This window comes from Mycobacterium gallinarum (assembly GCF_010726765.1).
GTDB lineage: Bacteria > Actinomycetota > Actinomycetes > Mycobacteriales > Mycobacteriaceae > Mycobacterium > Mycobacterium gallinarum.
The window spans coordinates 4,943,115-4,953,327 of sequence record NZ_AP022601.1 but is presented as its reverse complement, the minus strand read 5'-3'; the positions used below and the strand labels follow the sequence as shown (position 1 = coordinate 4,953,327).

Sequence of the window (10,213 nt, the reverse complement as noted above, 5' to 3'; positions counted from 1 at the left end):
CGGCATGGTGGTCGCCTGGGCGGTCATCGCTTCATACGGACAGTCCGCTTGGTCAATGATTGCTACGTTGCGTATCGAATGACGCGACGAGAGGGGGAGCATTGTCGGACAACTGGGGATCGGTGCTGATCGAGCTCATACCGCTCGCACTGGTCGTGGCACTTTCGCCGTTGTCGATCATCCCGGCGGTGCTGGTGCTGCAAACGCCCCGGCCACGGCCGGCGGGGCTGGCTTTCCTGACGGGTTGGCTGATCGGCCTCGCGGCGTTGACGAGCATCTTCCTTGCAGTGTCCGGCCTCATCGGCGGACTCGGTGGCAAGCCGCCCGGCTGGGCGTCCTGGCTACGCATCGTGGTCGGTGCGGCGTTGATCGTGTTCGGCATCTACCGATGGCTCACCCGCAAGAAGGCTGCGCACGTTCCAAAGTGGCTGCAGAGCATGTCCAAGCTCACTCCCGCTCGTGCCGGCGTGACAGGTCTTGTCCTCACCGCAGTCAATCCCAAGGTGCTGTTCATCTGTGCCGCTGCGGGTTTGGCCATCGGCACGACGGGGATGGCCGACGCCCGAGTGTGGTTGGCGGTCATCTGGTACGTCGCGGTCGCGGGCTCGACGGTCGCATTGCCGATCCTGGCCTATGCCGTGTCGGGTGATCGCCTCGTCGAGCCCCTGCGACGGCTGCGGGACTGGATGGAGCGCCAGCATGCCGTGCTCGTCGCGGGCATTCTCGTCGTGATCGGTCTCCTGGTGCTGTACAAGGGAATTCACGGCCTGGTCCTTTGAGGCTGCTCAGGGGAGCCCGAGCTCCCTGGCGTCCGCGGTCAGATAGCGCGTCACCGTCGGTGCGAGCAGCCGCACCATTTCGTCGCCAGACAGTGTCGCCATCGGCGCTACCTTCATGACGTAGCGCAGCACCGCCGCCCCAACGAGCTGACTCGCGGCGAGCATCGCACGAAGCCTGGCCTCATCCCCACCACCGAGCACATCGGACACCGCCGTCAGCACGTAGTTCTGCATGAAGGCACGGAAGGCGTCGTGGGCATCGGAGTTGGACGTCGCCGACTGCAGCATCGCCACCATGCTCGGACCCGTGTCGGGCGACTCCCAGATCCGCAGGTAGGTGCGCACCATGCGAGTACCGATATCGGGTTCGTCGTCGGCACCCCCGGAGAGCGCGGCAACAAGCGCGGCCGGGTCGATGATGAGCCGCAGCGCCTCTCTGAACAGGTCGGCCTTCGAGCCGAACAGGTACAGCACCATCGACGGATCCACGTTGGCGTCGTCCGCGATCGACCGCAGCGTGGTCTTCTCGTAGCCCTCTGCCGCGAACCGCACCTTGGCCGCAGCCAGAACGGCCTCCCGCGACACCGGATCTCCCTGGCGTCGCCCTCGCCGCTTCCTCGTTTTCGCTGGTGAAGGCATCTATCGACACTATCATTTCACTGACTGTTGAAATGATGACCGGCCCGCGATACGCTCACCGTGCGATTAATTCAACGATGAGTGAAAAGAGGTCGGCTGATGGTCATGGAGACCGTGCCCAGGCACACCCACGCGATACCCGCGCACGAACCCCCCGCGGCGATCCGGGCGACCGGCATCATCGCGGTGCTCACTGTCGCGCTCGCCCTCGTCGCGATCGCGTTCGCGCTGCCCGCCGCGCGCACAGCGCCGCACGACGTGCCCATCGGCGTCGCCGGCCCGCAGGCGGCGAGCGGCCAAGTCGGCGCGACCCTGGAGAAGCAGGCGCCGGGCGCCTTCGCCATCACCTACTACCCCGGCGAGGCCGCACTTCGCGACGCGATCCGCCACCGCGATGTCTACGGCGGCATCTCCTTCGGCCCCGACGGGCCAAACATGTTGATCGCGACTGGCGGAAGTCCGATGATCGCGCAGATGCTCACACAGATCGGCAACGGCATCGCCCAGCACGCTGGGGTGCCGATAGCCACCGAGGACCTGGCCCCGCCGACCACCGATGATCCGCGCGGCGTCGGGCTCGCCGCGTCCGCGCTGCCGATCACACTGGCCGGACTGTTACCGGCGATCGCATTGATGTTCGCGCTCAAGCGTGAGGTGTGGACCCGTCTCATCGCGACGGTCGTGTTCGCCGGGGTGGCAGGCGTGTCGGTGGCCGCACTCCTGAAGTACGTGCTTGGTTCGATCGACGCGAACTTCTGGGGTGTGGCCGGTGGTTTGACGCTGGGGGTGCTGGCCATGGCCTTGTTCATCCTGGGCCTTGGATCATTGTTCGGTCGGGCCGGGCTGATCGGCGGGGCGGTGGTGGCGATGCTGCTGGGCAACCCTCTATCGGGCCTCAACAGCGCACCGGAGATGCTGCCCAGCGGCTGGGGTCAACTGGGGCAATGGCTGCCCCAGGGCGCGAACGCCACATTGCTGAGGTCGACGGCGTTCTTCGACGGAGCCGGCGGAACACTGCCGACCGTGGTGCTGATCTGCTGGTCGCTGCTCGGTCTGGCACTGATCGTCGCGTCGGCGCTTACTATCGAACGACGTGGGACTCGACGATCGTGACGCGCTGCGCATATTGCGCGACACCGTCGACCCCGCGTTCGGCTCCGACGAACTGATCCGTCGCTTCTACACCCGCTGGTTCGCCATCGACATGTCGGTCCGCGACCTGTTCCCCCCGGACATGACGGCTCAGCGAAAAGCCTTCGCCAAGGCGGTGACCTGGCTGTTCGGCGAACTCGTCGACCAGCGGGCCCAGGAGCCTGTGGCGTTCCTCGCGCAGCTGGGCCGCGACCATCGCAAATATGGTGTGACACAACGGCATTACGACAGCCTGCAGGACGCGCTGCTGACGACGCTGCGCACCCAGCTGATCGAACAGTGGGACGACAGGCTCGCCGAGGCCACCCACGACGCGGTGGCACTGCTCGTCGGGGTGATGCGCGGGGCAGCCGACGCCGAGAAGGGCCCGCCCTTTTGCGACGGCACGGTGATCGAACTGATCCGCGCCACCCGGGACGTCTCGGTGATCCGGTTGCAACTGGACCGTCCGCTGTACTACCACCCCGGCCAGTACGTCACCGTCCAGGTCCCGCAGTGGCCGCGGCGGTGGCGCTATCTGAGTCCGTCCATCCCCGCCGACCGCGGCGGGGGCATCGAGTTCCACGTCCGCTCGGTGCCGGGCGGCATGGTGAGTCCGGCGATCGTCGCCGAGACGAGGCCGGGTGACCGGTGGCGGATATCGAACCCACACGGCGGGATGCACATCGACCGCGACGACGGCGACGTATTGATGGTCGCGGGGGGCACCGGCCTCGCGCCGCTGCGGACGCTGATCATGGATCTCACCCGCAAGGCCGTGAACCCGCGGGTGCATCTGTTCTTCGGCGCCCGCTATCCGTGTGAGCTCTACGACCTCCAGACACTGTGGCAGGTCGCGTCGCACAACCCGTGGCTGTCCGTGACGCCGGTGTCGGAGTACAACACCGATCCGCCGTGGGCGGCCGACTTCCCCGATGTGCAACCGCCGCGCGGTCTGCACGTCCGCCAGACCGGGACACTCCCGGCGGTCGTTACGCGGTACGGCAGTTGGAGCGACCGGCAGATCCTGATCTGTGGGAGCCCGGAGATGGTCGAGGCCACCAAGGCCGCATTGCTCGCCAAAGGTGCTCCGGCCGAACGTATCCAGCACGATCCACACGCCTGAGCCCTAGACTGTGGCGATGATGCGCGCGGCACGGATGCACGGATACAAGCAGCCGCTGGTGTTGGAAGAGATTCCGATTCCGGCCGTCGGACCCGGCGAGGTCCTCGTCAAGGTAGGCGGTGCGGGCATGTGCCGCACGGACTTTCAACTCATCGACGGCTACTTCGGCACCGACATGCCGATGCCTGCCACACCGGGGCACGAGATCGCGGGGACCATCGACCGGATCGGCGCAGAAGTGCCCGCCGCGGCTGGCCTGGCAGAGGGCGACCCGGTGGTGGTGTTCGGGCCACGCGGCGACGGCTCCTGCCGCCAATGTCACCGCGGCAACGAACACATCTGCAACCAGGGCCACTGGATCGGGTTCGGCCCCCACGGCGGCTATCAGGAGTATGTTCCCGTCGCCTACCAACAACTGATCAAGGTGAGTGGCAACCTATCGCCGCTGTCGCTGGCACCGCTGACCGATGCCGGGCTGACCCCGTACCGGGGACTGAAGAAGTTGCAGGCCGCCGGGGTGCTTGGTCCGGGAACGACGCTGGCGGTGATGGGTATCGGCGGACTCGGTGCCTACGGAGTGCAATACGCCAAGCTGCTCGGCGGCGGGGCCACCGTGGTCGCATTCGGCCGAAACGCTGAAAAGCTGGCGCTGGCAACGGAGAACGGCGCTGATCACACCATCAACATCGGCGGCAGGTCCGAGGACGAGGCGCGGGATGCACTCGAGCAGGCCACGGGCAGGCGGGAGTTCGACGCGGTCATCGAGTGTGCGGGCGCCGAGGAGAGCATCAGGCTGGCTTTCTCGCTACTGGCGACCGAGGGTGCCGTCGCCTCGGTGGGACTGGTCGGCAACCGGGTGGACATCTCGCTGTTCCCATTGGTCAGCCGCGAGTACTCGTTGTTCGGGTCGTTCTGGGGCAACTACAACGACCTCACCGAAGTGGTCGCGCTCGCCGAGGCCGGCAAGATCAAGGACTCGGTCACGCCGGTGAACTTCGAAGACGTCAACGACCACATCGATGCACTGGGCCGAGGTGACTTCGTCGGACGTGCGGTCATCGTCTACGACTAGACCGGATCTCCCGCGGTCCGCCCGTGCCGTCACGCCGCGCATCGAACCTGGCGCGCACGGTCGCGACATTTCGGGTCTCGAGGTCTTCATGTGAAGCGATCATCTGTCGATTGAATCAGGTCCGCCGGACCGTGCGAGGATCTCGTGCATGCCGGAATTCGAGCCCGTAACACTTCGCGATCCGTCGTCATCGATGACAGCCACGTTCGTACCCGACGCGGGCATGATCGGGACCTCGCTCGCCGACGGTGACGCAGAGTTCCTGGGCCAGCGTCGCGGACTGGATGCCTACGTGACCGCCGGAAAGACGATGGGCATCCCGATTCTGTATCCGTGGGCAAACCGGTTGAGCGCCAGCGACTATGAGAGTGACGGGACCGTCGTCACCCTGACTCCTGGTCAGGGGGGCGTCCGCGCCGACGAACACGGTCTGCCCATCCACGGCGTACTCGCCGCCTACCCGGGCTGGCAGGTCACCGCGCAGTCGGAGAACACGCTGACGGCGAGCGTCACCTTCGACACGCCGGAGCTGCTCGCGGCGTTTCCCTTCCCGCACGTGCTCACGCAACACGTCGCGCTGGCCGGCCGCAGGCTCACGATCGAGACCACCGTATCGCCGACGGCATCGGCGCCCGTCCCGCTGTGCTTCGGGTACCACCCGTACTTCACGATTCCCGGGGTGCCGCGCGACGAATGGCAGCTCACGACACCGACGATGCGGCATCTGCCGGTGGACGGGCGCGGCATCCCGACCGGAGAGCACGACGATTGGGAGGGGGGCACCGGGTCCTTGCAGTCCGTGACATACGACGACGGCTTCGACGAGGTAGCCGACGGTGCGGTGTTCTCACTGGCCGGTGGCGACCGTCGTGTCGACGTCGTGTTCGAAACCGGTTACCCGGCAGCACAATTGTTCGCCCCCGGTACGGACAGTCTCATCGCCATCGAGCCGATGGCGGCGCCGACCGACGCGCTGCGCCGCGGCGACTACCGCAGCGCGATGCCCGGACACCCGTCCACGGCACGCTTTTCAATCACGGTGACCTAACTCTGAAGGACGAGCGGCCGCATTTGTACGGCTATCGCCGGTGTGTCGTGTACAGACACGGCCGCTCGCGGGGTTTAGGTGTGCAACCGCCGTCCCCTAGCGTTTGTTGCGCGGCTGCCAGACCACCAGGGCCGTGCTCTTGGACCTGGGTTGGGAACGCAGTTCCTCGATCTCGCGCGCCATCTCCTGCAGGCGGCTCTGCAGCGCCTCGACCTGGTTGGTCAACTCGATGATCCGCTTGATACCCGCGAGGTTGACGCCCTCGTCCTGCGACAGCCGCTGCACCTCACGGAGCAGATCGACGTCGTGCTGCGAGTAGCGCCTTCCACCACCGGAAGTCCGCTGCGGGCTGACCAGCCCGAGCCGGTCGTACGTACGCAGGGTCTGCGCATGCATACCGGCCAACTCCGCGGCGACCGAAATCAGAAAGGTCCGCGCTTCGTCATTGGCTCGCTTGGGCATCATGCACCGGCCCAGTTCGCTCTCGGGTCGAAGCCGCTGGCCCGTTCGGCTTTCGCGTAGGCCTCCAAAGCTTCAGCGGCCTCACCCTCGACGTCCGGCGGCACCGCCACCTTGACGGTGACGAGCAGATCGCCATGTCCGCCGGAACGTTTTGGCACGCCTCGGCCACGTACCCGCAGGATCCGGCCGTCGGAGGTACCCTTCGGCACCCTCACACCGACCTTGCCTTCCAGCGTAGGCACCGAAAGCGTTGTCCCGAGCGCCAATTCGTGGAAGCTGACCGGCACGCTCACCGTGAGGTCGTCGCCGTTGCGGCCGAAGACCTTGTCCGGCTTGACGTGTACGGTCACATACAGGTCGCCTGACGGTGCGCCGCGCAGCCCGGCTTCTCCCTGGCCTGCCAGCCTGATGCGCTGGCCGTCCTCGACACCCGGCGGGATCCGCACGTTGATCGTGCGTGTCCTCGTGGTCACGCCGGTGCCCTTACATTCGTCGCAGGGGTGCTCGATGATCGAACCGCTGCCCCGGCATTCAGTGCACGGTTCGGAGAACCCGAACGCGCCCTGGTTGCGGTTGATGACACCGGATCCATTGCAGTTGGGGCACACCTTCGGGCTGGTGCCGGGCCGTGCGCCACTGCCGTGGCAGTTCGTGCACGGCGCGGGGCTGGTGAGCCGCAACGGCATCATCACGCCCTTGGTGGCCTCCAGAAACGACAACTCGGTCTCGGTCTCGAGGTCGTTGCCGCGCCGTGGCCGGCTTGCCCTCGGCTGTTGCGCTCCACGCCCGAACAATCCGCCGAACAGATCGCCAATGTTGGCTCCGCCGGTCTGGCCGGCCGCATCGAACAAATCGTTCAGATTGAACTCGCCGCCGTCGGAACTGAAACCGCCGAAATTCCCGCCGCCTCCGCCGCCGAAACGACCACGACCGAACCCGCCGTTCGCGAAAAGCCTTCGCGTTTCGTCGTATTCCTTGCGCTTGGCCGGATCCGACAGCACTTCCTTGGCTTCCGACACGGCTTTGTACCGGTCTTCGGCCGCCTGGTTTCCGGGGTTGCGGTCGGGATGGTTCTCCGCGAGCAGCTTTCGGGCTGCTCGCTTGATCTCCTGTTCGCTGGCATCGGAGGCGACGCCGAGCTCCTTGTAGAAGTCCTTTTCGACCCATTCACGCTGGGCCATACCGCGTCACCTCCTTACGGTGTCTAGTTGTCGTCTGATTGTGGGGCCTCTGGCGAGGCGGGGTTGGGGTTATCGGCATCGGGCACGGTGTCGACGACGCCCACCAGGGCGTGTCGCACGACAAGATCGCCGACCTTGTATCCGCGACGCATGACGGTTCCCACGACGGGGTGGGTACCGTCGCCCTCGTGCTGCACGGCCTCGTGCAGGGCGGGGTCGAAATCGTCACCTTCGTCACCGAAACCCGATAGGCCAAGTCCCTCAAGGGCGGTCGCGAGCTTGTCGGCGACCGACTTCAGCGGACCGGACTCCAGGTCCCCGTGGCTGCGGGCGCGGTCGAGATCATCGAGTACGGGCAACAGTTGGGTGATCACTGACGCCTTGGCCCGGTCTGCCGTGAGCTGCTGGTCGCGGAGGGCACGCTTGCGATAGTTCGCGAAGTCGGCTTGCACGCGTTGCAGATCACTGAGCAGTTCGGCGGCTTTTCCGGCCTCCTCAGGGCTCTCGCCCGCGAACTCCCCCGGCGCCGGCCCGCTGGGGGCCGGGCCGGAGGATTGTTCACGGATTTCGCCGGTGTCAGGATCGATGCGCCGCTTGTCGGTGACTGTCACCGGCTCGTGCGAATCGTTCTGGCTCACTTGCGCTCCTGGTCATCATCGACCACCTCGGCGTCAACGACGTTGTCGTCGGCCGGTCCAGCCGCCGACTCACCGCCGCCGGCACCGGCGGCCTGCTCGGCCTGGGTGGCCTCGTAGAGCGCCTGACCCAGACCCTGGGCCTCGACGCCGAGCTTCTCCATCGCCGACTTGATGGCTGCGATGTCGCTGCCTTCGAGCGTCGACTTGGCCTCGGCGACCGCGGAATCGACCTTGTCCAGCGTCTCCGCAGGGATCTTCGATCCGCCTTCGGCTTCGCGCTGCTCCTTGACGATCTTCTCCGTCTGGTAGACCAGCGACTCCGCCTGGTTGCGGACGTCGGCCTCCTCGCGACGCTTACGGTCCTCCTCGGCATGCGCCTCGGCGTCCTTGATCATCTGGTCGATCTCGTCCTTGGAAAGGCCGGAGCCCTCCTGGATTCGGATCGTGTTCTCCTTGCCGGTGCCCTTGTCCTTGGCGGTCACGTGCACGATGCCGTTGGCGTCGATGTCGAACGTGACCTCGATCTGGGGCACACCGCGCGGGGCCGGCGGGATGCCGGTCAGCTCGAAGCTGCCGAGCAGCTTGTTGTGCGCGGCGATTTCACGCTCACCCTGGAAGACCTGGATCTGCACCGACGGCTGATTGTCGTCGGCCGTCGTGAAGGTCTCCGACCGCTTGGTCGGGATGGTGGTGTTGCGCTCGATCAGCTTGGTCATCACGCCGCCCTTGGTTTCGATACCGAGGGACAGCGGTGTGACGTCAAGCAGCAGAACGTCTTTCACCTCACCCTTGAGCACACCGGCCTGCAGCGCGGCGCCAACGGCGACAACCTCGTCCGGGTTGACACCCTTGTTGGGCTCCTTGCCGCCGGTCATTTCCTTGACCAGCTCGGACACCGCAGGCATACGCGTGGAGCCGCCGACCAGAACCACGTGGTCGATGTCGGCCACCGAGATACCGGCGTCGGCGATCACCGACTGGAACGGCTTGCGGGTGCGATCCAGCAGATCCTGTGTGATGCGCTGGAATTCGGCACGGGTCAGCTGCTCGTCGAGGAACAGCGGGTTCTTGTCCGCGTCGACGGTGATGTAGGGCAGGTTGATCGACGTGCCCTGCGAACTCGAGAGCTCGATCTTGGCCTTCTCGGCGGCCTCACGCAGCCGCTGCATCGCCATCTTGTCTTTGGTCAGGTCGATGCCCGAGGTGCCCTTGAACTTGTCGACGAGCCATTCGACGATGCGGTCGTCCCAGTCGTCGCCGCCCAGGTGGTTGTCACCCGAGGTGGCGCGGACCTCGACCACACCCTCGCCGATCTCCAGCAGCGACACGTCGAACGTGCCACCGCCGAGGTCGAAGACCAGGATGGTCTGTTCCTTCTCGCCCTTGTCCAGCCCATAGGCCAGCGCCGCGGCGGTCGGCTCGTTGACGATGCGCAGCACGTTGAGACCGGCGATCTGGCCGGATTCCTTGGTGGCCTGGCGCTGGGCGTCGTTGAAGTACGCGGGCACGGTGATCACCGCGTCGGTGATGTCCTCGCCCAGGTATGCCTCGGCGTCGCGCTTGAGCTTCATCAGCACCCGAGCGCTGATCTCCTGGGGGGTGTACTTCTTGCCGTCGATCTCGACGGACCAATCGGTGCCCATTTCACGTTTGACCGAACGGATCGTCCGGTCGACGTTGGTCACCGCCTGGTTCTTGGCGGGCTGACCGACCAGCACCTCGCCGTTACGCGCGAACGCGACGACGGACGGCGTGGTGCGGGAGCCTTCGGAGTTGGCTACGACGACGGGGTCGCCACCCTCCAGTACCGCGACGACGGAGTTGGTGGTCCCGAGGTCGATTCCGACCGCACGAGCCATGGTTGTTCCTCCTGAATTAGTCAATCTTTGGGTCTGAGTGCACCGCACTCAAGACTGCTCCGGCCAACCTTATCTTGTCAACCCAGACTTGAGTCAAGCACGCTCAACTGTCAGAAGGCTCAACGGCACGGCATCGGAGTTTGTTCCCGCGTCTTCCGAGGGGCGTCGCTCGACGTTATCGGGGCATTGCGGCTGATAGGACCTTCTGCCCTGCCGTCGAGGACTTTCACCAAGCGGAAAGTGACCCAAGCCGCTACCTCGTCGACGTCGACGCGAGC

The 10,213-nt window shown here is 65.9% G+C and carries 10 protein-coding genes; 5 read left to right on the top strand and 5 right to left on the bottom strand.

Annotation, left to right across the window (positions count from 1 at the left end; translation table 11 throughout):
• Positions 1-101: 101 nt before the first annotated feature.
• Entirely contained in the window at positions 102-779 is a 678-nt protein-coding gene (locus G6N42_RS24420; RefSeq protein WP_163734060.1) for a GAP family protein, read from the top strand.
• Between the two features lie 6 nt (positions 780-785).
• Here the strand turns inward: G6N42_RS24420 and G6N42_RS24415 are convergent, their stop codons facing one another.
• The gene (locus G6N42_RS24415) at positions 786-1,418 is read right to left on the bottom strand and encodes a TetR/AcrR family transcriptional regulator (protein WP_174262155.1); all 633 of its coding nucleotides are present in this window, start codon (positions 1,416-1,418) and stop codon (positions 786-788) included.
• A gap of 99 nt (positions 1,419-1,517) precedes the next feature.
• Between G6N42_RS24415 and G6N42_RS24410 the strand changes: the two genes are divergently transcribed.
• From G6N42_RS24410 to G6N42_RS24395, 4 genes are all read left to right on the top strand, one after another.
• Entirely contained in the window at positions 1,518-2,531 is a 1,014-nt protein-coding gene (locus G6N42_RS24410) for an ABC transporter permease (protein ID WP_174262154.1), read from the top strand.
• Positions 2,512-3,675, top strand: coding sequence for an FAD-binding oxidoreductase (locus tag G6N42_RS24405; protein WP_163734054.1), 1,164 nt, complete (start codon positions 2,512-2,514; stop codon positions 3,673-3,675). Before G6N42_RS24410 ends, G6N42_RS24405 begins: the two co-directional genes overlap by 20 nt.
• A 16-nt stretch (positions 3,676-3,691) precedes the next feature.
• A complete protein-coding gene (locus tag G6N42_RS24400; protein WP_232076295.1) occupies positions 3,692-4,747 on the top strand; it encodes an NAD(P)-dependent alcohol dehydrogenase in 1,056 nt (351 codons plus the stop codon).
• A 148-nt stretch (positions 4,748-4,895) separates the two neighbouring features.
• Positions 4,896-5,795: an aldose 1-epimerase gene (locus G6N42_RS24395; RefSeq protein ID WP_163734051.1), complete on the top strand. Its 900-nt coding sequence runs from the start codon at positions 4,896-4,898 to the stop codon at positions 5,793-5,795.
• Positions 5,796-5,891: 96 nt separating this feature from the next.
• Here the strand turns inward: G6N42_RS24395 and G6N42_RS24390 are convergent, their stop codons facing one another.
• From G6N42_RS24390 to dnaK, 4 genes are read right to left on the bottom strand one after another with little or no spacing between them, the layout of a single operon-like run.
• Positions 5,892-6,257 carry a heat shock protein transcriptional repressor HspR gene (locus G6N42_RS24390; RefSeq protein WP_174262290.1) on the bottom strand — a complete coding sequence of 122 codons (366 nt, stop codon included), beginning with the start codon at positions 6,255-6,257 and terminating at the stop codon, positions 5,892-5,894.
• Complete coding sequence (gene dnaJ / locus G6N42_RS24385; protein ID WP_083124045.1) at positions 6,257-7,438, bottom strand: molecular chaperone DnaJ; 1,182 nt, start codon at positions 7,436-7,438, stop codon at positions 6,257-6,259. Before dnaJ ends, G6N42_RS24390 begins: the two co-directional genes overlap by 1 nt.
• A 23-nt stretch (positions 7,439-7,461) precedes the next feature.
• Positions 7,462-8,076, bottom strand: a complete 615-nt coding sequence (gene grpE, locus G6N42_RS24380) for a nucleotide exchange factor GrpE (protein WP_163734047.1) — start codon at positions 8,074-8,076, stop codon at positions 7,462-7,464.
• Positions 8,073-9,935 (bottom strand): molecular chaperone DnaK, encoded by a 1,863-nt coding sequence (gene dnaK / locus G6N42_RS24375; RefSeq protein ID WP_163734045.1) that lies wholly within the window; start codon positions 9,933-9,935, stop codon positions 8,073-8,075. The genes grpE and dnaK overlap by 4 nt, the downstream gene beginning before the upstream one ends.
• Positions 9,936-10,213: the final 278 nt, after the last annotated feature.

Bases quoted from the DNA above. Each gene is read 5' to 3' on its own strand.
- dnaJ (WP_083124045.1), bottom strand. From the start codon at position 7,438: ATGGCCCAGCGTGAATGGGTCGAAAAGGACTTCTACAAGGAGCTCGGC.
- G6N42_RS24415 (WP_174262155.1), bottom strand. From the start codon at position 1,418: ATGCCTTCACCAGCGAAAACGAGGAAGCGGCGAGGGCGACGCCAGGGA.
- G6N42_RS24400 (WP_232076295.1), top strand. From the start codon at position 3,692: ATGATGCGCGCGGCACGGATGCACGGATACAAGCAGCCGCTGGTGTTG.
- G6N42_RS24410 (WP_174262154.1), top strand. From the start codon at position 1,518: ATGGTCATGGAGACCGTGCCCAGGCACACCCACGCGATACCCGCGCAC.
- G6N42_RS24390 (WP_174262290.1), bottom strand. From the start codon at position 6,257: ATGCCCAAGCGAGCCAATGACGAAGCGCGGACCTTTCTGATTTCGGTC.
- dnaK (WP_163734045.1), bottom strand. From the start codon at position 9,935: ATGGCTCGTGCGGTCGGAATCGACCTCGGGACCACCAACTCCGTCGTC.
- G6N42_RS24395 (WP_163734051.1), top strand. From the start codon at position 4,896: ATGCCGGAATTCGAGCCCGTAACACTTCGCGATCCGTCGTCATCGATG.